Annotated in this window: 20 protein-coding genes; 5 read left to right on the top strand and 15 right to left on the bottom strand. The window is 65.7% G+C overall.

Annotation, left to right across the window (positions count from 1 at the left end):
- Position 1: 1 nt before the first annotated feature.
- The 13 genes from leuC to HMPREF3036_RS03455 form a co-directional block, all read right to left on the bottom strand.
- Positions 2 to 1,405, bottom strand: coding sequence for a 3-isopropylmalate dehydratase large subunit (gene leuC / locus HMPREF3036_RS03515; protein ID WP_231853559.1), 1,404 nt, complete (start codon positions 1,403 to 1,405; stop codon positions 2 to 4).
- Between the two features lie 155 nt (positions 1,406 to 1,560).
- Positions 1,561 to 1,890, bottom strand: a complete 330-nt coding sequence (locus HMPREF3036_RS03510) for a rhodanese-like domain-containing protein (RefSeq protein WP_062331594.1) — start codon at positions 1,888 to 1,890, stop codon at positions 1,561 to 1,563.
- Positions 1,891 to 1,980: 90 nt separating this feature from the next.
- Complete coding sequence (gene purF / locus HMPREF3036_RS03505) at positions 1,981 to 3,483, bottom strand: amidophosphoribosyltransferase (RefSeq protein WP_062331590.1); 1,503 nt, start codon at positions 3,481 to 3,483, stop codon at positions 1,981 to 1,983.
- Positions 3,484 to 3,623: 140 nt separating this feature from the next.
- The gene (locus tag HMPREF3036_RS03500; protein WP_062331588.1) at positions 3,624 to 4,130 is read right to left on the bottom strand and encodes a CvpA family protein; all 507 of its coding nucleotides are present in this window, start codon (positions 4,128 to 4,130) and stop codon (positions 3,624 to 3,626) included.
- A gap of 102 nt (positions 4,131 to 4,232) precedes the next feature.
- Positions 4,233 to 5,435 (bottom strand): SPOR domain-containing protein, encoded by a 1,203-nt coding sequence (locus HMPREF3036_RS03495; protein ID WP_062331585.1) that lies wholly within the window; start codon positions 5,433 to 5,435, stop codon positions 4,233 to 4,235.
- A 48-nt stretch (positions 5,436 to 5,483) separates the two neighbouring features.
- Positions 5,484 to 6,812: a bifunctional folylpolyglutamate synthase/dihydrofolate synthase gene (locus tag HMPREF3036_RS03490; RefSeq protein WP_005433097.1), complete on the bottom strand. Its 1,329-nt coding sequence runs from the start codon at positions 6,810 to 6,812 to the stop codon at positions 5,484 to 5,486.
- Positions 6,813 to 6,916: 104 nt separating this feature from the next.
- On the bottom strand, positions 6,917 to 7,792 hold the full coding sequence (accD, locus tag HMPREF3036_RS03485; RefSeq protein ID WP_005433098.1) for an acetyl-CoA carboxylase, carboxyltransferase subunit beta: 876 nt from the start codon (positions 7,790 to 7,792) through the stop codon (positions 6,917 to 6,919).
- Positions 7,793 to 7,910: 118 nt separating this feature from the next.
- Positions 7,911 to 8,717, bottom strand: a complete 807-nt coding sequence (truA, locus tag HMPREF3036_RS03480) for a tRNA pseudouridine(38-40) synthase TruA (RefSeq protein WP_062331582.1) — start codon at positions 8,715 to 8,717, stop codon at positions 7,911 to 7,913.
- Entirely contained in the window at positions 8,714 to 10,774 is a 2,061-nt protein-coding gene (locus tag HMPREF3036_RS03475; protein ID WP_062331578.1) for a FimV/HubP-related protein, read from the bottom strand. Before HMPREF3036_RS03475 ends, truA begins: the two co-directional genes overlap by 4 nt.
- 200 nt (positions 10,775 to 10,974) lie before the next feature.
- Positions 10,975 to 11,793 (bottom strand): formate/nitrite transporter family protein, encoded by an 819-nt coding sequence (locus tag HMPREF3036_RS03470; protein ID WP_005433104.1) that lies wholly within the window; start codon positions 11,791 to 11,793, stop codon positions 10,975 to 10,977.
- A 301-nt stretch (positions 11,794 to 12,094) separates the two neighbouring features.
- Complete coding sequence (gene rimO, locus HMPREF3036_RS03465; protein ID WP_062331574.1) at positions 12,095 to 13,450, bottom strand: 30S ribosomal protein S12 methylthiotransferase RimO; 1,356 nt, start codon at positions 13,448 to 13,450, stop codon at positions 12,095 to 12,097.
- Positions 13,451 to 13,495: 45 nt separating this feature from the next.
- A complete protein-coding gene (gene pgeF, locus HMPREF3036_RS03460; protein WP_062331572.1) occupies positions 13,496 to 14,293 on the bottom strand; it encodes a peptidoglycan editing factor PgeF in 798 nt (265 codons plus the stop codon).
- 31 nt (positions 14,294 to 14,324) lie between these two features.
- A complete protein-coding gene (locus HMPREF3036_RS03455) occupies positions 14,325 to 15,305 on the bottom strand; it encodes an RluA family pseudouridine synthase (protein WP_231289319.1) in 981 nt (326 codons plus the stop codon).
- A gap of 94 nt (positions 15,306 to 15,399) precedes the next feature.
- Between HMPREF3036_RS03455 and HMPREF3036_RS03450 the strand changes: the two genes are divergently transcribed.
- Positions 15,400 to 16,185: an outer membrane protein assembly factor BamD gene (locus HMPREF3036_RS03450; protein ID WP_051008945.1), complete on the top strand. Its 786-nt coding sequence runs from the start codon at positions 15,400 to 15,402 to the stop codon at positions 16,183 to 16,185.
- A 390-nt stretch (positions 16,186 to 16,575) separates the two neighbouring features.
- On the opposite strand, the gene HMPREF3036_RS03445 is transcribed toward HMPREF3036_RS03450, so the two are convergent.
- Together HMPREF3036_RS03445 and HMPREF3036_RS03440 are read right to left on the bottom strand one after the other, a co-directional pair.
- On the bottom strand, positions 16,576 to 17,892 hold the full coding sequence (locus tag HMPREF3036_RS03445; RefSeq protein WP_062331570.1) for an MFS transporter: 1,317 nt from the start codon (positions 17,890 to 17,892) through the stop codon (positions 16,576 to 16,578).
- Between the two features lie 13 nt (positions 17,893 to 17,905).
- Positions 17,906 to 18,877, bottom strand: coding sequence for a histone deacetylase family protein (locus HMPREF3036_RS03440; RefSeq protein ID WP_038006140.1), 972 nt, complete (start codon positions 18,875 to 18,877; stop codon positions 17,906 to 17,908).
- Positions 18,878 to 19,183: 306 nt separating this feature from the next.
- On the opposite strand from HMPREF3036_RS03440, the gene HMPREF3036_RS03430 reads away from it, so the two are divergent.
- From HMPREF3036_RS03430 to HMPREF3036_RS03415, 4 genes are all read left to right on the top strand, one after another.
- On the top strand, positions 19,184 to 20,299 hold the full coding sequence (locus HMPREF3036_RS03430; protein WP_231853558.1) for a lytic murein transglycosylase: 1,116 nt from the start codon (positions 19,184 to 19,186) through the stop codon (positions 20,297 to 20,299).
- Positions 20,300 to 20,389: 90 nt separating this feature from the next.
- Positions 20,390 to 21,070: a fumarylacetoacetate hydrolase family protein gene (locus HMPREF3036_RS03425; protein ID WP_005433121.1), complete on the top strand. Its 681-nt coding sequence runs from the start codon at positions 20,390 to 20,392 to the stop codon at positions 21,068 to 21,070.
- A gap of 239 nt (positions 21,071 to 21,309) precedes the next feature.
- Complete coding sequence (pssA, locus tag HMPREF3036_RS03420; RefSeq protein WP_005433123.1) at positions 21,310 to 22,161, top strand: CDP-diacylglycerol--serine O-phosphatidyltransferase; 852 nt, start codon at positions 21,310 to 21,312, stop codon at positions 22,159 to 22,161.
- Positions 22,162 to 22,411: 250 nt separating this feature from the next.
- Positions 22,412 to 23,738, top strand: a 1,327-nt coding sequence (locus HMPREF3036_RS03415) for a zinc-binding metallopeptidase family protein (RefSeq protein ID WP_062331564.1), incomplete at its 3' end; no start/stop codon positions are given.

Raw genomic sequence — 23,738 nt, 5'->3', positions numbered from 1 at the left:
CTCAAAGACGGCGCCAGTCGGTGAACCTGCCCGTCACGGCCGCGGCCGCAGCCATCTGCGGGCTCACGAGGTGCGTGCGGGCGCCTCGCCCCTGACGACCCTCGAAGTTGCGGTTCGTGGTGGAGGCGCAGCGCACGCCCGCCTCCAGAATGTCGTCGTTCATGCAGAGGCAGAGCGAACAGCCGCTCTTTCGCCACTCGAAGCCCGCGTCGCGGAAGATCTGCGCGATGCCCTCCTCTTCCGCCTGGCGGCGCACCTCCATGGAACCCGGCACCACCTGTGCGCGGACGCCCGGCGCCACATGCCGCCCCCTGAGGATCCCGGCTGCGGCGCGAAGATCCGCAAGACGCGCATTGGTGCAGGAGCCGATGAAGACGTGCTGCACGGGAACGTCTTCCATCGTCATGCCGGGCTCAAGTCCCTGATAGGCGAGCCCGCGACGGGCGGCTGCGCGCGCAATCGGATCCGCGAAGGATTCGGGTTCGGGAATCGGCTCGTCAATCGCCGTGCACTGGTCGGGACTTGTGCCCCAGGTGACCATCGGCCTGACGCTCGAAGCGTCGATCGTCACCGTGCGGTCGTAGACGGCGCCTTCGTCGGGCGCGAGCGTCCGCCAGAAGCTGCGGGCGGCCTCAAGCTCCTCTCCCGCAAGATCGGGCACATGGGCCTCGACCCACGTAGTCGTCTTCTCGTCGGGCGCGATCAGGGCGCCTCGGGCGCCCGCCTCGACCGTGAGGTTGCAGAGCGTCATGCGGCCCTCGATCGAAAGCGCATCGACCGCACTGCCCTGATACTCGACCACATGTCCGAGCGCACCGCGGGCGCTTATCGTGCGAAGCACCGTGAGCGCCATATCCTTGGCCGTGCTGCCCTCGGGCAGCACGCCGTCGATGCGGATCAGCATCGTCTTCGCCAGACGATAGACGAGCGTCTGCGTCGCGAGAATGTGCTCGATTTCAGAGGTCCCGATCCCGAATCCGAGGGCGCCGAGCGCCCCGTGGGTCGTGGTGTGACTGTCACCGCAGATGACGACCATGCCGGGACGCACCAGTCCCTGCTCGGCCACCACGACGTGCTCGATGCCCTGATGCGGGTCGTTCACGCCGTAGAAGGCGTCGATGCCGTTGCGGCGGCAGTTGGCCTCAAGCGTTTCGGCCTGACGCAGCGAGGCCGCGTCGGCAATGACGCGCGGCGTGACATCCGCGCTCGGAATGATGTGGTCCACGACGCAGAGGTGCGCGTCGGGAACGGGCGCCTTCACGCCTCGCTCGACGAGGCCCGCAAACGCCTGCGGGCTCGTGTATTCGTTCGCAAAATGCAGATCGACATAGAGCAGCACGGTGTTCGCGTCGATCGCGCGCACCACGTGCTTGTCGAGAATCTTCCGGTACAGAGTTCGGGCCATCGGGACTTCTCCAAACATCATCCGCCTCAGGGCCTGAGGAGAGGCGGCTCATTTGTAGAAAATTTTACACCTAAGTATAGATTTTCGTATAGGAATTGTCCCCTGCCCGATGTTGCAATCCGAATCCGCCGGCCCTCGGATTTCGAAGGCGGCGTTCAGCGCACGAGCTCGTAGGGCCACTGGATGACGCCGAGGAAGTTGCGCACGTCGCGGTAGCCGCTCGCTACCATGATCCTGCCGCCGATGTCGCTGCGTCGGCCCGAGCGGCAGTAGATGAGGACGGTCTTGTCGAGATCGGGGCATTCGGGAAGCGTGCGACCCATGCGGATTTCGCCCAGAGGGACGTTGATGGCGCCGGGCACGTGGCCCGTGGCGAACTCCGAGGGCTCGCGCACGTCGAGGATGACGACGTCGCCGTCGTCCATCATGGCTCTGGCTTCCTCGGGAGTGATGGTCGAGAAGCCTTCGGAATTGCGATCGTCCATATCGGACCTCCTGAATGTATTTTTCATAAAGAATCGGCACGCTCCGTGCGTGCCGGATGCGTGCCGATTTTAGCGCAGGCTCGGGCTGCTTCAGTCGTCGGAGCCCGCCTCCTTCACCGCGGTCTTGGCGGCCGCGGCCTTCGCGTCGAGTGCGTCAAGATATTCGGGTGTGATGTCGCCCGTGACGTAGCGGCCGTCGAAGCACGAGCAGTCGAAGGACTCGACCGACGGGTTCATGTCGCAGAGCACCTTGTTGAGGTCCTCGACGGGCGGGTAGATCACGGCGTCGGCGCCGAGGATCTTCGCGACCTCCTCGGCGCTCTTGCCGTCGCCGCAGAGCAGTTCGGAGCGCGTCGGCATGTCGATGCCGTAGACGTTCGGGAACATGACGCGAGGGGCGGACGAGGCCACGAAGACCTTGACGGCGCCGGCCTCGCGGGCCATGCGCACGATTTCGGTCATGGTCGTGCCGCGCACGATGGAGTCGTCGACGAGCAGGACGCTCTTGCCCTCGAACTCGACGGGCATGGCGTTGAGCTTCTGGCGCACGCTCTTCTTGCGGACCGTCTGGCCGGGCATGATGAAGGTACGGCCCATGTAGCGGTTCTTGATGAAGCCTTCGCGATACGGCAGTCCGAGCACCTGGGCGAGCTGCTGGGCGCACGGGCGGGCGCTGTCGGGAATCGGCATCACGACGTCGATGTCCTTGAGGTCGACGGCCTCCCTCACGTGGTCGGCGAGGATCTCGCCCAGACGCAGGCGGGCGGCGTAGACGTTGATGCCGTCGATCGTGGAGTCGGGACGGGCGAAGTAGACGAACTCGAAGGCGCACGGATGAAGCGAGGGCTCGTCGGCGCACTGCGAGAACGAGACGTTGCCCTCGAGGTCGATCCACATGGCCTCGCCCGGCTTAAGGTCACGCTCGGTCTTGAAGCCCAGGCCGATCATCGTCACGGACTCGGAGCTCACCATGTACTCCGTGAAGCCGTTCTCAAGCTTGTTGGAGCCCCAGCAGATCGGACGAATGCCGCAGGGATCGCGGAAGGCGAGCATGCCCTTGCCCGCGATCACGGCGACGCAGGCGTAGGAGCCGCGAACACGGCGGTGCAGCGCGCGAACCGCGTCGAAGACGGCCGTCTTCGTCAGCCGCCGGCCCTCGCTCGTGGCGCGGGAGAGCTCGGAGGCGAGCACGTTGAGAAGAACCTCGGAGTCGCTCGTCGTGTTGAGGTGGCGGCGGTCCGTGTCGTAGAGTTCGCGGCGCAGGTCGTCCGCGTTCGTCAGGTTGCCGTTGTGCGCGAACGCAATGCCGAACGGCGCGTTCACGTAGAAGGGCTGGCATTCGTCAGGCGACGTCGCGTTGCCCTGAGTCGGGTAGCGGACGTGGCCAATGCCGATGCTGCCCGTCAGGTCGCGCATGTTGCGCGTACGGAAGACGTCACGCACGAGGCCGAGCCCCTTGAAGAAGTGAAACTGAAGGCCGTCGAGTGTCGCAATGCCGGCGGCGTCCTGGCCGCGGTGTTGCAAGAGGTGAAGCGCGTCATAGACACGCTGGTTGACCGGCGTGTCGGACATCAGGCCGATAATCCCGCACATGATGCTTGTTTTTCCTTTAGCCCGTGCCGCACCAACGAGGGATCGGCGGCAGGCTGTGATTGAGGAGAGTTGAGAGAAAAAAGTCGTCTAAAAACGACCAAGGGGACCATGCATGTGCAAGGTCCCCTTGATGAAATTCGTCACAATCCCGTCACCTTCGTGCCTCTGAGCGCCCGAATCCACTCGGGCATGTAGGGCATCGACCACTCGATCACGGTCTCGGCAGGTCCGATCATGACGGACTGCTGCCACATGCGGCTTGAGCTGAGCGACTGCGACAGCCCGAAGAAGAACACGCAGGCGGCCACAACGATGATGCCGCGCACGAAGCCGAATGCCGCGCCGAGGATGCGGTCCTCGAAGGTGAGTGCAGCCACCTCGAGCATCTTGCGCAGAATGAAGCCGAAGAGCCCGACGACGAAGAGGCAGGCCACAAGAATCAGAACGGCCGCAATGATCACGCGCGGAATGTAGCCGATGCTATCGAGCGGAATACGGTCGGCGATTTCACCCGCGAAGCTCATGCTCAGCATGAAGCCGGCCACCCAGCCGACGATCGAGAGCACTTCGCGGATGACACCGCGCATGATGCCCACCACCGTCGAAAGAACGAGCAGGGCACAGATGATCCAGTCGATTTCAGTCATCTTGAAAAAGGCTGCAGAATTGATGAAGCCGTTACTATAGCAGGAATGGGGGCGGGCGTTCGGGATATCCCGCCCCTCAGGCGTTTACGAGCCGGCGGGCGCCTAGGGATTGTTGCCGACGATGAGCTGGCCCGTGTGGCCGTCGAGCACAAGCGTACCCTGAACGCCACGGGCCTCGTCGCGGGTCGCGTAGTTGCCCACGCGCACGCGCCAGAGCGTGCCCGCCTTCTGGCTCACCGAAACCTTGTAGGCCGGATAGCCCTTGGCGGAAAGCTCCCTGACGAGCTTTTCGGCATTGCGCTCGCTGCTCGTCGCGAGCACCTGAACGTAGAAGCCCTTGCCGTCCGTGGCGGAGCTCTTCTTCGCAGGCTTTTCCTCGGCCTTCTTGGGCTCGGGCCTGGCGGCGGGCGCAGGCGCGGGTTTGGCGGCCTCGGCCTTGGGCGCGGGCTCCGTCTTCACGGGCTGGCGAGCCTCGTTGGCAAGGTTGGCTCTGGAGGTGGACTGCTCCGCGGCGGCGCCGTTAGCCGTCACGTCGACGTCGCCCGAACTGCCGGGCAGGGCGTTGAGCGTCGTCCTCGCCGTTTCGGGCACGGCCGGAATCTCGGTCGAGACGGGCGGCTTGACGTCCTGCTCCCTGTCGAGCAAAAGCGGCGAGACGACGATGACGCCGAGCATCAGGGCGGCGGCACCCACGAGCCTGTAGCGGGTGCGCTGGCGCTGGACAAGGATCTCCTCGTCGGGCACGTCGTCCTCGACCTCGTCGGAAAGCGGCGCGGCCTTCCTCTTCATGAATCCGAACGCAGGCATCCTGAGACGCTTCTTCCCCGTCGGCTCCTCGTCCCCTGCGGGCGCGGCGGCCTCGGGTTCGGGCGCGGGACGCCGCGGCGCCTCGGGCGAAGGCGCACTGCCGATTTCGCCGATCACGAGACGGGTCTCGGGCGCGGCATCCGCCGCGCGGGGCGCGAGGCGCGGCTCGATCTTGGCCGCAGGCTGCGGAGCCTTCGGCTCGACGAACAGGGAGCCGCGCGGCGCAGACTCGGGAGCGGGTGCAACAGGGTCCGCAGATGCTGCGGGCGCCGCGGGAGAGTAAACGGGAGTCTGAACGGACTCCGGAACGGGCTCGGCAGCGCGTTCGGGCTCGACGAGCGGCTTTTCCTCGCCCACGACGTTGAAGGCCGGCGGATCCTCGCGGACATCCCAGGGGGAGGGCTCTCCGCCTTCGCCTCCGAGCTGAGGCTCGATGCGGGGCGCTTCGGCGGCCTGTTCGGCCGGCTTCTCTTTTTTGAACGGATTGGGAAACTGCATGGCGTGTGGCCCCTCAGGTGGTGTTGGGTCTTCCGGTCCTTCGCTGCATCAGCGAGCGATGCCTTCCCCTGCGAAGACTTCGAGCGCGGCGGTCACGGTGACGAAGGAGCCGAATACGACGATTCTAACAGCCTGTTCCGCGCCCGATTCTGCGCCGCCTGCAATTTTTACGGCGCTCTCGCGCGCGGCGGCGAGCGCCTGCGCAACGTCGGCGTGCTCGTGGATGCGGCCGGGCTCGACGCCCGCCGTAAGCATAGCTTCGTGCAGCTGTGCTGCGGTGGCGGCGCGCGGCCCCGTGAGGGAGGCGACGTGCCACTCGTCGAAGGCGTCGGCAAGAATGTGCGTCACGCCCGCCATGTCCTTGTCGGCGAGCATGCCGCAGACGGCGATCGTATGTTCGCCGGGCCTGCGGCTTCGGACGACGTTGGTGAGAAGCACCTCGGCCGCCTGCGGATTGTGACCGACGTCGATGACGGTGGGCACGGGATCGGTGGTGATGAGTTCGAAGCGGGCCGTCAGGCGGACCTGGCGCAGACCCGTGCGGATGTCGTCGAGCGTGACGGGCACGCGGTCCATCAGGGAGGCGATGACGGAGAGGACGCCGCCCGCATTGCGGTACTGGTTGACGCCGGCGAGCGCGGGCTCGGGCAGGTCCTCGAAGAGCGTCGCGCCCTGAGCGAACGTAAACGTGCCGTTCTCCTTCACCGTCACCGTCCAGTCCTCGCCCGCGAAGAGTCGCTTCGCGCCGATCTGCTCGACATGATTCCTCACCGTGGCGGGCACGTCGGCGTCGGCGCAGACGGCGGGGCAGCCCGGACGGTAGATGTGAGCCTTCTCGAGGCCGATCGCCTCGCGCGTGTTGCCGAGGAAGGCGACGTGGTCGATGCCGATCGTCGAGATGACGGCGGCGTTGGAGTCGATCGTGTTGATGGCGTCAAGACGGCCGCCGAGCCCGATCTCGAGGATCACGACGTCGAGCTCGTCCTCGCGGAAGATCCTGAGGATGGCGAGCGCCGTGTATTCGAAGTAGGAGAGCGTCATGTCGCCGCGGGCCTTCTCGACCGCGCGGAAGGCGTCCATGAGGCGTTCGTCGTCTACTTCGCGCCCGTTGACTACGCAGCGCTCGTTGAGGCGGATGAGGTGCGGCGAGGTGTGCATGCCGGTCGTGTAGCCCGCCGCGCGGTAGATGCTCTCGAGCATCGCGCAGGTCGAGCCCTTGCCGTTCGTGCCGCCCACGGTAATGACGGTTCGGGACGAGAAGTCGAGCCCCATGCGCTCGACCATGGTCTTCATGCGATCGAGTCCGAGGTCGATGGGCTTCGAGTGCAGCACTTCGATGTGCGTGAGCCACGCGTCAAGGGTCTTGGCATCAAACATGAAAGGAAATCTCCAGTCTGGAAAATGGAAAAGCCGTCCGAACGATGCGTCCTGCGCTCGTCTCGGGCGGCTCGAAAATGCGTGCGGGTCGGGAGAGCCGTGCGTCAGGCGCCCGCCACGGGCGGCCTGCGCATCAGGTGTTGCGTGAGGCAGGAGATGCGCGAGCGCATCTCGCGGCGGTCGACGATCATGTCGATCTGGCCCTTGGCAAGCAGGAACTCGGCGCGCTGGAAGCCCTCGGGGAGCTTTTCACGCACGGTCTGCTCGATGACGCGCGGGCCCGCAAAGCCCACGAGGGCCTTGGGTTCGGCGATCACGACGTCGCCCATGAAAGCGAACGAGGCGGAGACGCCGCCCATCGTCGGGTCGGTGAGCACCGAAATGAAGGGGAGCCCGGCCTTGTGCAGACGCGTGATGGCGGCCGTCGTCTTGGCCATCTGCATGAGGGAGAGAAGGCCCTCCTGCATGCGGGCGCCGCCCGAAGCCGCGAAGCACACGAAGGGCGCGTGCAGGCGGATCGCCTCGTCGACGGCGCGGGAGAAGCGCTCGCCGACGACGCTGCCCATGGAGCCCGCCTGGAAGCGGAACTCAAAGGCCGTCGCGACGATCGGCTGGCTGCGCAACGTACCCGACATCGCGATGAGCGCGTCGGTTTCGCCCGAGGCCGCCTCGGCCGCGGCGATGCGCTTCGGATACGGCTTGCTGTCGACGAAGCCGAGCGGGTCCACGCTGCGCACGTTGGCGGCGATTTCGACGGCGCTCTCGGGATCAAGGAAGGCGAGAAGGCGCTGGCGGGCGCCGATGCGGTGATGGTAGCCGCACTTCGGGCAGACCTGAAGGCTGGCGCGGAGCTCTTCCGTGTAAAGCGGCTGCTCGCAGCCCGGACACTTGGTCCAGACGCCTTCGGGAATCGGACTCGGCTTGCGCTCGTTGTCGTCCTCGCGCTTGATCTTGGGGAGAATGTGCGTAATCCAGCTCATAAGCTCTTCATTTCAGGTTCGTCCGCTCCCTGCCGTGCGACGGCGGGGACGGACCGTTTCAAAACTGCGCCAATTATATCGCCCGGGAGGAATCCCAAAGGCGCGCCCCGCATCGGCTTCACGGATTAGCGGAAGGATGCTCGGGATCCTCCCAGCCGAAGGGACTCGGCCCCGCGGCGGGGATGGACGGATCCTCGTAGCCCACGCCCATCAGGTATAGGCCGTTCGGGCTGAAGGTGGGCGCGGCCGCGGCGCGGCTGCGCGCCTTGAGGACCTCCTCGACCCACTCGGGCTTCTCGCGGCCCGTGCCCACGTAGATGAGCGTGCCCACGATGTTGCGCACCATGTGCTGCAGGAAGGCATTGGCCTCGATGCGCACGCCGATGAGGCGGCCGCGGCGCTCAAGCTCGAGGCGGCGGATCGTACGCACGGGACCCGAGGCCTGGCACTCGGAGGCGCGGAAGCTCGTGAAGTCGTGCTCGCCCACGAGGCAGGCGGCACCCTCGCGCATGCGCTCGACGTCGAGCGGGCGGAAGACCCAGCCCGTCAGATCGTCGAGAATGGGAGAGCGCACGGGATCGTTGTAAATCCAGTACTCGTAGGTGCGCGAGCGTGCGGAGAAGCGCGCGTGGAAGTCGTCGTCGACGCGCCTTGCCCAGCGCACGGCGACGCCGGGCGGCAGGTACGTGTTGAGGCCGCGCACCCAGCTGCGCTCGGGGCGGTCGGCCTGCGTCTCAATGCTCACCACCTGCTGCATGGCGTGCACGCCCGTATCCGTGCGACCCGCGCACATCGTCGGCGTCTTCACCTGCAGGAAGGTCTCAAGCGCATCCTCAAGCGCCTGCTGCACGGACGGGCAGTCGGGCTGGATCTGCCAGCCGTTGAAGCCCGTGCCGCGATATTCAATGCCAAGCGCTATCTTCACTTCGGATCCGTCTGAGTCTTGATGCGTTCTTCAAGGACTTCGGCGCGATGGCGAAGCTCGTCGCCGCCGCGGCGCTTCACTTCCTGGAGAAGCTCGAGGGCCTCGTCCACGGCGCCGAGGCTCACGAAGCTCGTGGCGAGCTTGAGCTTGGCGTCAAGCGCCTTGGCAAGCGCACGTTCCTTGTCGGTTTCGGGTTCCGCGGGCTCGGGCTGTTCTGCGGGCTTCTGCTCCGCGGGAGCAGGCGTGGCAGCTGCAGGGGCGGAAGTCTGAGCGGGGGCGACCGCATCGTCAAGGTCGAGCGAGACGCCCTCGAGAACGGCGGCGGCCTGCCTGGAGGCGCCGAGCACGGGGCCCTTCTCCTCTTCGTCAAGCGGCGGCAGCTCGTCGTCATCGGGCTCGAGCCACGGCTGGTCGGCCGGGGCCCCGGTTCCTTCGGACTTCAGAGCCTTTTCGGAATTCCGGGTCTCGTCCTTCTGCGCCATGGCGTAGGCCATCGCGCCCGCGCCCATGGCGCCGGCGGTCGTGCCGTTCTTCACGGCTTCGTCAACGGTCGTGCTGACGGCCTTGAGCTGGGCTTCGGAGGTTGGCGGGACATCCTTCTGAATCAGGACGGCAACGGGCTTCTTCTCCTCGACGGGATCTTCCTCACGCTTGCGCGAGCGAAGGCCGAGGAAGGCGAGAAGCGCCAGAACGAGGGCGCCGACGCCCCAGAGGAGCAAGTTGTTCGTGCCGCCGGAGCCTGCGGCATCAGCCGGCCGGGCGGGCGCCTCGGTCTTGACGGGCTCGACCTTGGGCGCATCGGCGGCGGGCTCTGCCGGCTTGGCGGACTCGGCGGGCTTTTCAGCGGCCGCAGCTTCTGCGGCTGCAGCCTTCTCCGCGGCCTCTTCGGCGGCCTTTGCTTCGGCACGCGCCTCAGCGGCTTCGGCCTCTTCCCTGACGGCCTCGGCCTTCTCCTCCTCAAGGGCCTGCTGGCCCGCCTCGGCGACGACCTCGGGGGCCTTGCCTGCGGTGCGCTCGCGGTCCTGAGCATCGGCCACCTTCGCGGCGGCCTCGCCGGAGAGCCGTTGGGCGTCAATCAGATTCTGCGTGGGGCCGGGAATGGCCGTGTCCGCACCGTGCACTTCGTGGAAGGCGGCGACGGGATCAATGGCGAGGACCTCCTCGACCGTCGGCGGATTGAGGACGGAACGGACCTCGAGCCTGCCCGGATCGCCTTCCTTGAAGGCGGTGCGGTTGAGGTTTCGGAATGCGATGACGAGCTGCTCGAGCGTGGCGCCGCGGTAGCTCGGCCAGTAGAGCAAGGCGACGGACCAGAGGGTCATGTCCTGCTGCACGTGGAAGGCCTGCGAAGCGTCGAAACCGTTGAGCGCCACGTATTCCTTGACGACGTTGGGCGCATAGCGGCCTTTGCGGCGGATCTTCCCCTGCTTCTCGGCAGAGGCGGCGGAGACTTCCTTCTGCGGGGCGGCAGCCGTCTTCACGGCGAGCGCTGCGGCCCCGGATTCGGCCTTGGATTCGGACTTCGTCTCGGCCTTGCCCTCCTTCTTCGCCTCCTGATTGTCCTGAGCGGCCTCAGGCTCTCTGGGCACGACAAGCGGCTCGGGGGAGAGGCGGCGGGGCTCGCCCTTGACGGTGGTGCGTTCGGCCGAAGGTGTCACGACGAATGAGCCGTCCTTCGTCTGCACTTCATAGGCGCGGACGGTGACGGTGCCGCCTGCGTTCATCTCCATGAGAAGCGGGAAGCTGCCTGACTGAAGGGCCTGCTCGCCGTAGAGGCGCAGGCGCACGGTGCCGTTGCTGCCGTCGCGCGCAAGCTTGAGGTCCTGAACCTGGGAAGGCCAGTTCACGCCTTCGCGCAGGTAGGTGGCGGGAGGCGCCACGCGAACGAGTAGCGGAGAGATCGTCAGATCGAGGTCGTTGATCTCCAACAGGGCCTCAAGGGGCTCACCCGGCTTGCTTTCGACAGTCAGGTCGCCGAGCGAGACGGCCTGCGCCGAAACGGCGAAGCCGAGGATTGCAAGCGCCGTTGCGCCCGCCAGCATGCTTTTTCTGAACATCAGTCAATTCCGAACAGGCCCGCGAAGCCCGTCGGGCGTTTCGCGGAGTCATGAATAACCTGTTGATAATACCGCATGGAACCGTGCGAGCGGAAATACGCATTTTCCGCAGGGCGAGCCCGTGCGGCACCCGCTTCAGGCCTGAAAAAAGCCGCCGTGCCCGCGGGCGACGGCGGCTTCGGGAAGCCGTTTCAGGATACTCAGGCGCGCTTTCTGAAGGCAGCCCAGTACATGAGGACGAGAACGACGCCCGCGATGGTGTTGCCGACCGTGGCGGCAGAGAGGTTCTTGACGATGTTCTCGATCGTGATCACGTCGAGCGGCACGCCCTCGGGCGCGTAGCCCGAAAGCTTGAGGACGAAGGCGAGCGGCAGGAAGTACATGTTCGCCACGCAGTGCTCGAAGCCCAGCGCCACGAAGGCGGAGACGGGAAGCACGACGCCCACGGCCTTGTCGACGACGGTGCGGCCCGCATAGCCCACCCAGACGCCGAGGCACACGAGCAGGTTGCAGAGGATGCCCTTGATCATGATCGTCGTCCAGTCGGCGGAAAGCTTGCCGACGGCGATGCTCATCATGCCTTTGGCCATGGGACCCGTGTCGGCCACGTGCGCGAAGTAGACGAGCGTGACGAGCGCGAGGGCCCCGACGAAGTTGCCGAGCCAGACGCGCACCCAGTTCATGACCGCCGCGCCCCAGCTGATGCGGCCGTCGACGGCCGCACCCGCGAGCATGGTATTGCCCGTGTAGAGCTCGGCACCTGCGACGAGCACGAGGTAGAGGCCGAGCGAGAAGACGGCACCGCCCATGAACTTCTGCACTGCGAAGGGAAGCGTGGAGTCGCTCATGAAGAGCGTGCAGAAGAGCCCGCCGAGCCCGATGTAGAAGCCGGCGAGTACGGTGAGGGGCAGCTGGGTGCGCAGATCCATGCTGCTTTTGGTTACCCCGAGGCCGAGCACCTTTTCGGTGATTTCCTTCGGGGTGAGTGCGTCGGGACGCAGTGCGCTGTTGTCGGTCATGGGAAGCTCCGGAATGTTTGAATAACTGTGGGCGAGGCCCGTTTGGAAAGCGTCCTCGGACGAGGCGTCGTTTTCCAAACCGGCCGCAGCTTCTGGCTCGGAGGAGCCTGACCTGAAACGGCGGAATCAAAGGAACGGACATTGTATTGAAGTTTTCGCGCCCCTTCGGGCGACTACTTCCAATTTTCGCCGAAAGATGTATTCACTTTTTTCCGCGCCCGTCTTCCGAAAACGACGAAGGCTTCGAGAGCGCCTGTTTCCTGGGCTCTCGAAGCCTTCTGCGTGATGCGTTTCGGACGAATCAGCTCGTCTGAACCTCGTCTTCGGGCGTGCCCACGAGGTCGTACTCCTCGCTGCCCGTGATGCGGACCTTCACGAAGTCGCCCGGCTTGTAGGGCGTGAAGGTCTCGACATAGCACTTGCCGTCGATCTCGGGAGAGTCGGCCTTCGTGCGACCGATGGCAAGACCTGCCTCGTCGTCGTACTCGTCGATGATGACCTCCTCGACGGTGCCGATCTTGGCGCGGAGCTTCTCGGCCGAGATCTCGGCCTGAACCTCCATGAAGCGGTTGCGGCGCTCCTCGCGAACCTCGTCGGGCAGCGCACCGGGGAGCCGGTTGGCCTGGGCGCCCTCGACGGGCGAGTAGGCGAAGCAGCCCACGCGGTCAAGCCTGGCCTCGCGCAGGAAGTCGAGCAGGTACTCGAACTCCTCTTCGGTCTCGCCGGGGAAGCCCGCGATGAAGGTCGAGCGGATCGTGATGTCGGGGCAGACCGCACGCCAGGCGGCAATGCGCTCGAGGTTCTTCTCGGCGCTCGCGGGGCGCTTCATGGCCTTGAGCACGCGCGGGTGCGCATGCTGGAACGGCACGTCGAGATACGGCAGGATCAGGCCCTCGGCCATGAGCGGCACGATCTCGTCGACGGACGGATACGGATAGACGTAGTGCAGGCGCGTCCAGACGCCGAGCTCGCCCAGGCCCCTGCAGAGGTCGAGCAGATGCGTGCGCAGCGGCGGATTGGCGCGCAGATCGAGCGCGTAGCGGCGGTCGACGCCGTAGGCGGCCGTGTCCTGGCTGATGACGAGGAGCTCCTTGACGCCCGCGTCGACGAGGTTGCGGGCCTCGCGGATCACTTCGCCCGCAGGACGGCTCACGAGGCCGCCGCGCAGGTTCGGGATGACGCAGAACGTGCAGTGGTGATTGCACCCCTCGCTGATCTTGAGGTAGGCGTAGTGCTTGGGCGTGAGGCGCACGCCGCAGGCGGGCACCAGATCGCCCCAGGGCTCGTGGGGACGCGGCAGATGGGTCTCGACCATCGCGATGACGTCATCGACGGAGTCGGGGCCCGTGACGCCGAGCACCTTCGGGCAGTGGTTCAACACGTAGTTGCTGCCGTCGGCCTCCTTGCGGCCGCCGAGGCAGCCGCAGACGATGACGCGGCCGTTTTCGGCGAGCGCCTCGGTGATGGCGTCAAGGCTTTCCCTGACGGCCTCGTTGACGAAGCCGCAGGTGTTGACGATCACGATGTCGGCGTCGTGGTAGCTCGTGCCGATGCGGTAGCCTCGGGCGCGGAGCTCGGTGACGATCCGCTCCGTATCGACGAGGGCCTTGGGGCAGCCGAGGGAAACGAAGCCGACGACGGGAATCTTGTGGGACATGGGAGTCTGAACCTGTAAAAGCGGTTGATCGGCGGGACCGGGAGATCAGGCCTCTTCGGGCTTGATCCAGATCATCGCGGCGTGGCGGCCGGACTTCTCGCCGTCACGGCGGAAGCTGTAGAAGCGGCGCGGATGCGAATAGGTGGAGAGGCCGCAGTCGAAGACGTCGTCCTCGGAGACGCCCTCGGCGGCGAGCGCCATTTTTGCGAGCAAGGCGAGGTCGCACATCAGGCGGTCGCCTTCGCCCTGCGTGAAGGCGCGGTCGGCTTCGGGGAGACCGGCGAGCATCGCCTCGCGAACGTCCGGGCCGACCTCGAAGGCCTCGGGACCGATGCGCGGGGCGAGCCAGGCGACGAAACCCGTGCTTTCGGGGGCGCGTTCGCGCATGACGCGGATCGTCTTCCCGATGATGCCGGCGGCAAGGCTCTTCCAGCCCGCATGGACGGCGGCGACGACCGTGCCCTCACGGTTGGCGAGGAGCACGGGCAGGCAGTCGGCGGTCATGACCGTGCAGACGACGCCCGGCTTCGTGGAGACGGAGGCATCGGCCTCGGGTTCGCCTTCGGCCGTGTCGGCGTCGACGACCTCGGTGCCGTGCACCTGCCTGAGCCACACGGGATCGGACGGCACGAGCTGTGCGACGATGGAGCGGTTCATGCGCACACAGGCGCCGAAGTCGCCCGTATGCGGGGCGACGTTGAGGCCCATGATGCCTTCGGCGTTGCCGTAGGCGCCGCTCGAGACGCCGCCGTCGCGGCACGTGAAGAGCGCGTCGACCGAAGCCGGGGCGCGGTCCTTCCAGGCGGGCTGCAGAATGTCGAGTCCGGGTTTCGTCAGTTCCATGACCTTCCTCCTATATCTTGTGGTGCCTGCTTCAGAGGCGTTCGTTCTCAAAGACCCTGACCGGGACGTTCCAGGGGCCGAAGCCGAGTTCGTCCATCAGGTCGATCATGTCGTCCTCGGGCGGCACGAACCACTCCATGTACTCGCCCGTGACCGGATGGTCGAGGCCGAGGCGGGAGGCATGCAGCGCCTGGCGGTGGAAGTCGAGCTCGTTCTCGACCTTGACCGTGAGGCCGGGCGCGCGGCCGCGGTAGACCTGGTCGCCGATGAGCGGCAGGTCCTCGCTCGTGAGGTGGACGCGGATCTGGTGCGTGCGGCCCGTGTCGAGGCGGCAGGCGACCCAGGAGACGGGCAGGCCCTCGATGGAGCTCCAGCCCACGCAGCGGGCACGAGTGCGTGCCGGCTTGGCGCGCACGCCCGTGCTGCCGGGGAAGCACTTGAAGCGGGTGCGGCTGCGCGGATCGCGGCCGATCGGCGTCTCGACGACGAAGTCGGGCGCGGCGGAGCCGAGCGTGAAGGCCCAGTACTCGCGCTTGACGGTGCGCTCCTGAAGCTGGCGCACGAGGTTCGTCTGGGCGGCAAGCGTGCGGGCGACGACCATGAGGCCGGTCGTGTCGCGGTCGAGGCGGTGGACGATGCCCGCACGGGGCACCTCGCGGAGCTCGGGATAGCGCCACAGCAGGCCGTTGAGCAGCGTGCCGCAGGGGTTGCCCGCGCCCGGATGCACGACGAGACCGGCGGGCTTGTTGACGACGACGATCGCATCGTCCTCGTAGACCACGTCGAACTCCACGTCCTCCTCGGGCGTGAAGGCGAGCGCCTCGTCAAGATGGGGCTCCTCGAGCAGCGAGATCTCGTCGCCCTCGGTGACCTTCTGGCGCACCTTCTGGACGACCTCGCCGTTCACCTCGACGCTTCCCTCCTCGATGAGCTTCTGCAGACGAGCTCGGGAAACATCGGGCATCAGGGTGGCGAGAACCTTGTCAAGGCGTTCTCCCCAGAACCCTTCCACCGTGAAACTTGGTAAAGTGTCATCATCGGCGCCGTTCCCGGCATCGGGGAGGTCGTTATAATCCGAAAGTTCAGAATTTTCGCAACTGCTTGTCATGAATTTCAAGTTTCCTAATAAGCGCCTCGCCGCGAGGCTGATGGCCGTGACGGCCATCACGCTGGCGACCGCCTCCTGCTCCTGGCTCGAATCCCTCGACAAGGATCCGACGGCGGACTGGTCGGCCGACAAATTGTATACCGAGGCCCGAGCCGCTCTTGAAGAGAGCAACTGGACCGATGCAAAAGACTATTACACCAAGCTCGAGGCTCGCTATCCGTTTGGAACCTATGCACAGCAGGCCCAGATCGAGCTGATCTACGCGAACTGGAAGGACGGCGACGCCGCCCAGGCCGTTCAGGGTGCGGACCGCTTCCTGCAGGCCTATCCGAACCACGCCAACAGCGACTACGTCATGTACCTGAAGGCGCTTGCGACCCTCAATGAAAACGACGGCTGGTTCGCGAAGCTCGCCGCGCAGGACCTTGCCGAGCGCGACGCCAATGCCGCCCAAGAAGCCTTCGACATCCTCAAGGAGCTCGCCCTGCGCTTCCCCGACAGCCGCTACGCGCCCGAAGCGCGCCGCCGCATGCACCAGCTCGTGCTGGCTCAGGCAAAGCATGAACTTGGAGTTGCAGAATACTACTACGTTCGACACGCTTATGTCGCGGCCATCCAGCACGCGCAGCGAGTCGTGAGCGAATTCCAGAACACGCCCATGCGCGACGACGCTCTTGAGATCATCGCGAACTCCTACGACAAGCTTGAAATGCACGACCTCGCCGCCGACACGCGCAGGGTCCTCGAGCTCAACAAGGGCAAGACCGTCAAGGTCCGCCGCTGAGTCGGGCTCTGATTTCCGCTCGCAAAGAGGAGGCTTCCTGAAGGAGGTCTCCTTTTTTTTGTTTGCCACCCTCCTTTTCTTGATCAGGATCAAGTCAAGGACAATCTCCTCGAAAAATACCACAAACGATATTGAGAACCATTCTCAATTCATGCACAATACATTCAACGACAGCGAAACGCCGCCGCCTCCATCCAAGGACAACGGGGGTCGTCCGGAGCGGACGGCGAGGAAAGGAACCAAGCGCCTTCCCGCAAAGCGGGGCAATCTCCACCCGCACGCTGTTGGGGGTCTGAGAAGGGCCGGATGCGTGCAACGCGCATCCGGCCCTGTTTTTATCCTGCTCTCGTGCAGAAGGCACCCTGCTGTGAGCGCCCTGCTGCGGGCGTCCTACTTTGAGAGCCTTGCGGCCACCTCGGCGCCGCGCTTCATGCTCACAGGCGCGAGCGCCAGAAGGGAGAGCACGAAGAAGAGGCCCGTGAAGAGGATGGCCATCCTGTGGTCGTTGCCGGTGATCCAGGTGATGGCGCCGTAGGAAAGCGGGCCGACGATGGCAGCAAGCCACAGCGCCATGTTCCAGAAGCTGTAGAACTCGGCCAGGCGCGAGCTCGGCGCGAAGACCGCGACCATGGCTCGGCCTGCGGACTGGGACGAGCCCATGGCGAGGCCCGCGAGATTGGCGGCGACCCAGAACTGCCAGCGCTCGGTCGAGAAGGCGGCGACGGCGATCATCGCGATCCAGACGCAGAGCGTGCCCGCGAGCGCGAGCTTGTGGCCGATGCGGTCCTGCACGTAGCCGAAGGCGAAAGCGCCGACGGCGGCCGTGATGTTCACGAGGAAGACCATGAGGAGCGTGTCCTCGGTCTTGAACCCCATGACGGCGGCGGCATAGACGGCCGAGAGCGTGATGACGACGGAGACGCCGCACTGATAGAGGAACCCGCAGACGGAAAGCCAGGCAAAGTCGCGGAAGTCGCCGAGCGAGCCGAGCGTGCGGCGCAGCTCCGCAAAGCTCTCCGAGGCGGCGCTCCTGACGGCCTCGCGGTCCGCAGCGTCAAGACGCGGCACGCTCCTCTCCTTGAGGAAGAGGAAGATCGGAAGCGCGGAGGCCGCGAAGACGAAAGCCGTCACGGCCATCGTGCCCGCCACGGTCTGGTCCATCCCGTAGCCGAGCTTCTCGCCGCCGAGCACCACGCCCAGACAGAGGCCGAGCGTAAGGATGCCGCCGCAGTAGCCGAAGCTCCAGCCCCAGCCCGAAACCTTGCCCACGGCGTCCTCACGGGCGAGCTCGGGCAGGAAGGCCGAGTTGAGGGACTCGCCCACGTTGTAGGCGACGTTGCTCACGATGATCATGAGGGAGGCCCAGACGATCGTGCCCGGTCCCGCGAACATGAGGCCGAGCGTGCCGCCCACGGCCATGAAGGTCGCGACGGCGAGCCAGCGCTTCTTCGTGGCGGTCGCGTCGGCCACCGTGCCGATGACGGGCATCAGCAGCATGCTCACCGCATTGCTCACCGCGATGACGACGGTCCAGAGGAACGTCGCCGAGGGGGCGTCGCCCGCCACCACGCTCACGAAGTAGGCGTTGAAGACGGCCGTGAGCACCACGGTCGTGTAGCCCGAATTGGCAAAGTCGAATGCGGCCCAGGACCAGACCTCGCGCATCGCGACGCCGTCCTTGAGAGCGGACCGGGAGAAAAACGGCATGTGGTTCTCCTCCTTATCGCGCAGTTCGTCCGCGCATGACCAGCATGTTGAGATGCGCCATCACGCTTCGCGCAAGGCTTCTGACGGCGTAACCGCCCTCGAGCACGCTCACGAGACGCCCCTCGCAGAGGACGTCGGCCGCATCGAGCAGCCTGCGCGTGATGCGCGCGTAGTCGAGCTCCTTCACCTTGAGCTGTGCCATCTGCTCCTCGACGTGGGCGTCGAAGCCCGCCGAGACGAAGATGATGTCGGGCCTGAAGGCCTCGAGCTGCGGCAGCCAGACGTTCTCGAGGATGTCGGTGAAGACCGCGCCGTCGGCGCCTGCGGCAACGGGACTGACGACGACGTTCTTGGGCGTGGGCTCCATCATGCGGTGCGGATAGAGCGGCCACTGGAAAAGCGACATGAAGCGGATGTCGGGATGGTTCGCGACGATCTCCTCGGTGCCGTCTCCGTGGTGCGCGTCAAAGTCGACGATCGCGACGCGTCTCGCGCCGTGGCGGCGCATCGCCCAGTAGGCGCCGATCGCCACGTTGTTGAGGTAGCAGAAGCCGCGAGCCTCGGCGCGCGCCGCATGGTGTCCCGGCGGGCGCACGCCGCAGAAGGCGTTCTTGATGCGGCCCGCATAGAGCTCGTCGACCGCCTCGACCACCGCGCCCGCACTCTTCATTGCGGCGTCGAAGGTGTCGGGACCGACGCGCGTGTCGGGCGCGTCGAAGGTCGCAAGCGCGGCGGGATCGCCCGCCGAAGCGGCCTCGAGGCGCCTGACGTACTCGAGGTCGTGCGCGAGGATCACGGACTCAATCGGCGCGGGCTTCGCATAGTGAACCCTGACGAGGGCGTCCATCCCGAGGGCGAGCATGTTGCGCTCGATGACGTCGAGCCTCTCGGGGCGCTCGGGGGCCTCGGGAAGCGGGTTGGGCACGGCGATGCGGTCGTGCGTGAAGTAGCCCGTGAGCGGGCGAACGTCCGTTTGATTGATCATCTGCAATGGCCTGTTCTTGTTATTGGCGGCGTTCATGCGGGCTGCCCGCCCGCGCAGTCCGCGCGGGCCTGCGGGAGGCGCCCCATGACGGAAAGCGTACCACAGGCGGCCCACCCGAAAAAGAGACCGCTCGGGAACGGGCCCCGCAGCTTCGACGCCTCCGAGGCGCACTGCACGTGCGACGCCTCTCCCGCAGGCATCCCGCCGTCAATTTGTGCCATCCTGAAACACGGCCCCGCGCCGGTGAGGCCCGTCGGGCGAGCCTTGCTACAATGCCTCAGGTCACCCATCCACCGCACAACCTTCATGACGACACGATCCCGACTCCGCATGACGATCTACGCGACCGCCTGCGCCGCCTGCATGGCGGCCTGCGCCTGCGCGCTCGCCGCGGATGCGCCCGCCAATACGGCGAAGGCGCCCCAGTCGACCGTCTCGCCCTCCGCATCCTGCTATCTCGCCCGGCCCGACGTCGTCGATTTTCTGGGCCAGATCTCGGAAAAGCACGGAATTCCGCTCGAGTGGCTCAAGGACGAGGTGGCCGTCGCCCGCTACTCGGAAACGGCCGAGCGCCTGATGACGCCCAAGCCCGGCATCAGAAAGCCCGGCTCCGACGTCGTCAAGTCGCCCTTCAGGAACTACCTCGCCTACGCACGCGGCTTCCTCACGCAGGAACGCATCCTGCGCGGGCGCGAGTTCATCGAGCGCAACGCCGCCATCTTCGACGAAATTGAAATGAAGAGCGGCGTCTCCCGCTACGTCATCACCGCCGTCATCGGCGTCGAGACCTTCTACGGCCGCAACATGGGCCGCTACCGCGTGCTCGACAGCCTGATGACGCTCTCCTTCGACTACACGCGCCGCGCCGCCTTCTTCAAGGAGGAGCTCGCGCACTTCCTCGAGTTCTGCTGGCGTCAGGAAGTCCAGCCCGTCACCGTGCTCGGTAGCTTCGCGGGCGCCATCGGCTACGGTCAGTTCATGCCGAGCTCGCTCGACCGCTGGGGCGCCGACGGCGACAAGGACGGCAGGATCGACATGGTCGAGAGCGAACCCGACGCCATCGCCTCCGTCGCCAGATTCCTCACAGCCCACGGCTGGGTCGCGGGCCGCGGACTCCTCTACCCCGTCAGGGCCGACGCCGAGATCTTCGACGCGACGGGCTCGGGCGGCATCGCCGCACACGCCACCGTCGAGGGACTGCGCAAGGCGGGCGTCGACACGGGAGAGCACTTCCCGCTCCTCGACGACGAGCCCGTCCTACTCGTCGACCTGCCGCAGCTCGACGAAAAGGGCCGGCGCACCACGAAGTGGTACATCGGCACCCGCAACTTCTCCTCGGTCCTGCGTTACAACCGCAGCTACTTCTATGCGGCCGCCGTCGCCATGCTCGCCAACCGCATCGCGGGCATCGACGAGCCCTGACGCCTCCTGCGCGCACCCGCTCGCGCCCGAGGCGAAGCATTTGCTATATTTCCCTCGATGATTTTTCCATCTCCTTTCCGGAGGCCCTTCATGTCTTTTGTCTTTGCCCCGCCCCAGCAGGCCGTCGTGCCCGTTCAGGACGAAACCTACTCCTACTTCCCGATCCGCCGCGTCTTCGGCATCGCCAGGAACTACGCCGAACCGGGCGCCGCGACGAAAGACACGCCCTTCTACTTCATGAAGGACTGCTACACGGTGGTCCCCGTGGCCGACGGCGAATGCGCCCGAATCCCGATGCCGCCGCAGAGTCAGGTGCTCAAGCACGAGATCGAGCTCGTCGCCTGCCTCGGCAAGGGTGGCCGCAACCTCACGCTCGAACAGGCGGCCGAGGCCGTCTGGGGCTGGTGCGTCGGCATCGACTTCACGCTCGGCGACCAGAAGCTGCCGTCGGGCGCCACCGACTTCGCGCGCGCCAAGTCCTTCGAGCGCGCCGCGCCCGTGAGCCACGTGCGCCCCGCCTACCGCTGCCCGATGCCCGCCCCCGCCGACCTCTGGCTCTACGTCAACAACCAGAAGCGCCAGGGCGGCTGCACGTCCAACCTGATCGTCCAGCCCCTTGAGACGATCGTCGAGCTCTCCAGATTCTGGGAGCTCCAGCCCGGCGACATGATCTTCACGGGCACCTGCGGCGGCGCCGACAAAGTGTTCCCGGGCGACCACCTTGAGGGCGGCGTCAACGGCGTCGGCTCCATCAAGGTCGACATCATCTGACGCCGAAACGGAAACGTTCACTTACGTTTGGGTGGCGCGTCCGCGGACGCGCCACCCTTTTGCGTCATGGATCAAGCAGTCAAAAGTTGCTAAGATCATGGATTGACCGCGAGACGCCCTGAGAAACGGGCGTTCCGCTTCAAAAAAGGAACCGCCGCCACGGCCTTCGCGCCGTTGCGCAGACGCAGGGAGTGCCACGTCCCCGCGTCATTCAACGAACCGAACGAATCACAAAAGAGATGAGCAACAACAACGCCTACCATCGCGAAAGCCTGGCCTCGATCAGCCAGCGCCGCCTCAGCACGGTCAAAAGCAAGAGCATCTACGTTCTTCCGAACGCATTCACCGCTGCCGCGCTCTTCTCAGCCTTCTACGGCATCATCGCCGCCATGAACGGCGACTTCTACGCCGCCGCGATCGCGGTCTTCTTCTCCATGCTCTTCGACGGCATGGACGGCCGCGTCGCCCGACTCACGCACACCCAGTCCGAATTCGGCGTCCAGATGGACTCCCTCGCCGACGCCGTCAGCTTCGGCGTCGCCCCCGGCCTCATCGTCTACGAATACACCCTCAAGGGGCTCGGCAAGCTCGGCTGGGCCATCGCCTTCATCTACTGCCTGTGCGCCATCCTCCGCCTCGCCCGCTTCAACTGCAACGTGGGCGTCGTGAGCAAGAACTACTTCCAGGGCCTTCCCTCTCCGGCCGCCGCCGCGCTCGTCTGCGGCTTCGTCTGGCTCGGCGTCGAGGGCAAGCTCCCCGAATGGCTCCTGCCGTACCAGAGTGAAATCGCCGCCGTCGTCACGCTCTACGCCGGCCTCACGATGGTCTCCAACGCGCCCTTCTTCTCCGGCAAGAGCTACGCCGTCGTGCGCACGATCCCGTTCTGGTTCGTCGTGGTGTTCGCGCTTCTCTTCATCGTGATCTCGAGCAACACCTCGCTCTCCGTCTTCGTCCTCTTCTGCATCTACGCCCTCTCGGGCTTCGCCTACGGCTTCTACTGCTGGTGGACCGGCCGTCCGAACCCGATCCAGGCCGACATCGCCGCCGCACTCGCGGCCGAGGCCGAGGAGCACGAGGACACGCAGCACTGACCTCGGACACTCACCCGAACCCATCCAAACGCCGTCGCCCCGAAAACGACGGCGTTTTTCATGCCCGTCATCCGTCTTTCTACGCAATGGTTTTCGCCTATAAGCGACACTTTTCATAGTCGTTAACGGCAATTGGACTCAACGGAAACTTTTTCTAGACTCTTCCGTCGAGATGCGGCGGACACGCAGGGCGCAGACCACAGAGACGCCCCGCCCCCGACCACCCGCATCCGAAATGAGGAGAATCAAGATGAAATTTGTTCCCAGCCTTCTGGCCGCGAGCATCTGCTCGGCCGTCTTTGCGGCCTCCGCCGCCGTTCCGGTCGTCACCGACACGATCGCGAAGAACGCCGAACTCATGAACGCCGACCCCGCCATGCAGGCCCTGCTGAAGGAGGCCACGAGTGAGGAGGCCCAGAAGTGGCGCTTCAACACACTGCTCGAGCTTGCCCGCATCGCCTCCCCGTCGCGCTTTGAAATGCGCCGTCAGGCCGAAATCACCCGCCGTCTCGTCGAGGAGTGGGGCTTTGCGCCTGAAGACATCATGACCCGTGCCGACGGCTTCCTCAAGGGCGCCGGCGTTCAGACCGTTGACGGCAAGCCCGTCTACAACGTCTGCGTGCGCATTCCCGGCACCTACGGCGCCCGTCCCGACGCCGTCTCCTACAAGGGCCAGCTCCCGAAGGTCGTCCTTGAAGGCCACATCGACACCGTGAACCCGGGCGTCCTGCCGCCGGCCGAAACCCCGTACGAAGCCGTCAAGCTCCAGAAGGTGAGCGACCCGATCGTCAAGACGCGCGAGGAACTCAAGGCGCTCGCCCTTGAAGTCCGCTTCGACAAGAACGGCAAGGTGATCGAGGACGAGGTCTGGAAGAAGGCCTACCACCGCTTCAACGACCTCGAGGAAGCCAAGAAGAAGGGCGGCTACCGCATCTACGTGCCGGGCTTCGAGGACGCCATGATCAACACGGTCGCCGTCATGCAGACCGCCAAGCTCATGAAGAAGCACAACATCCGTCCGGTCTACGACATCTGGGTCTGCGGCACGACGGGTGAGGAAGGCAAGGGCAACCTCTGCGGCATGAAGCAGCTCTACGGCTACAACCAGGACGTCGGCAAGGGCAACAACGCCCTCAACATCGTCGCCAACTTCGGCGCCGACAGCACGATGCCGGGCGACGCCATCGTCAACTACATCGGCTCCTACCGCTTCGAAATCAAGTACACGGAACCCGCCGGCTGGAAGGCTGGCGAAGCACGTCCGTCCGCCGCCATGGCCATGAGCCGCGCGATCGCCTCGATCTCCGACCTCAAGACCGCCTGGGACCTCGACAAGAAGGCTGAAAAGACGACCTACACCGTCGGCGTGGCCTCGTGCGACGATCCCGCCAAGAGCCGCTCCACCAACTGCACGCTGATGGTCGACATGCGCAGCCCGACGCAGGCTCCGCTCTCCGCCATCCGCGCCCAGATTGAGCCTGAATTCAAGAAGGCCATGGATGCCGAAAACGCCAAGTACGGTCTCAAGACCGGCGACAAGAACGCCGTCTCGATGGAACTCGTCTGGTTCGGCGACC

It is taken from the genome of Sutterella sp. KLE1602 (genome assembly GCF_001578585.1).
Classification (GTDB): Bacteria; Pseudomonadota; Gammaproteobacteria; order Burkholderiales; family Burkholderiaceae_F; genus Sutterella; species Sutterella wadsworthensis_A.
The sequence above is the reverse complement of the archived record's forward strand: the minus strand, read 5'-3'. Positions and strand labels throughout refer to the sequence as shown.

Bases quoted from the DNA above. Each gene is read 5' to 3' on its own strand.
- leuC (WP_231853559.1), bottom strand. From the start codon at position 1,405: ATGGCCCGAACTCTGTACCGGAAGATTCTCGACAAGCACGTGGTGCGC.
- HMPREF3036_RS03510 (WP_062331594.1), bottom strand. From the start codon at position 1,890: ATGGACGATCGCAATTCCGAAGGCTTCTCGACCATCACTCCCGAGGAA.
- purF (WP_062331590.1), bottom strand. From the start codon at position 3,483: ATGTGCGGGATTATCGGCCTGATGTCCGACACGCCGGTCAACCAGCGT.
- HMPREF3036_RS03500 (WP_062331588.1), bottom strand. From the start codon at position 4,130: ATGACTGAAATCGACTGGATCATCTGTGCCCTGCTCGTTCTTTCGACG.
- HMPREF3036_RS03495 (WP_062331585.1), bottom strand. From the start codon at position 5,435: ATGCAGTTTCCCAATCCGTTCAAAAAAGAGAAGCCGGCCGAACAGGCC.
- HMPREF3036_RS03490 (WP_005433097.1), bottom strand. From the start codon at position 6,812: ATGTTTGATGCCAAGACCCTTGACGCGTGGCTCACGCACATCGAAGTG.
- accD (WP_005433098.1), bottom strand. From the start codon at position 7,792: ATGAGCTGGATTACGCACATTCTCCCCAAGATCAAGCGCGAGGACGAC.
- HMPREF3036_RS03475 (WP_062331578.1), bottom strand. From the start codon at position 10,774: ATGTTCAGAAAAAGCATGCTGGCGGGCGCAACGGCGCTTGCAATCCTC.
- HMPREF3036_RS03470 (WP_005433104.1), bottom strand. From the start codon at position 11,793: ATGACCGACAACAGCGCACTGCGTCCCGACGCACTCACCCCGAAGGAA.
- rimO (WP_062331574.1), bottom strand. From the start codon at position 13,450: ATGTCCCACAAGATTCCCGTCGTCGGCTTCGTTTCCCTCGGCTGCCCC.
- pgeF (WP_062331572.1), bottom strand. From the start codon at position 14,293: ATGGAACTGACGAAACCCGGACTCGACATTCTGCAGCCCGCCTGGAAG.
- HMPREF3036_RS03450 (WP_051008945.1), top strand. From the start codon at position 15,400: ATGAATTTCAAGTTTCCTAATAAGCGCCTCGCCGCGAGGCTGATGGCC.
- HMPREF3036_RS03445 (WP_062331570.1), bottom strand. From the start codon at position 17,892: ATGCCGTTTTTCTCCCGGTCCGCTCTCAAGGACGGCGTCGCGATGCGC.
- HMPREF3036_RS03440 (WP_038006140.1), bottom strand. From the start codon at position 18,877: ATGATCAATCAAACGGACGTTCGCCCGCTCACGGGCTACTTCACGCAC.
- HMPREF3036_RS03430 (WP_231853558.1), top strand. From the start codon at position 19,184: ATGACGACACGATCCCGACTCCGCATGACGATCTACGCGACCGCCTGC.
- HMPREF3036_RS03425 (WP_005433121.1), top strand. From the start codon at position 20,390: ATGTCTTTTGTCTTTGCCCCGCCCCAGCAGGCCGTCGTGCCCGTTCAG.
- pssA (WP_005433123.1), top strand. From the start codon at position 21,310: ATGAGCAACAACAACGCCTACCATCGCGAAAGCCTGGCCTCGATCAGC.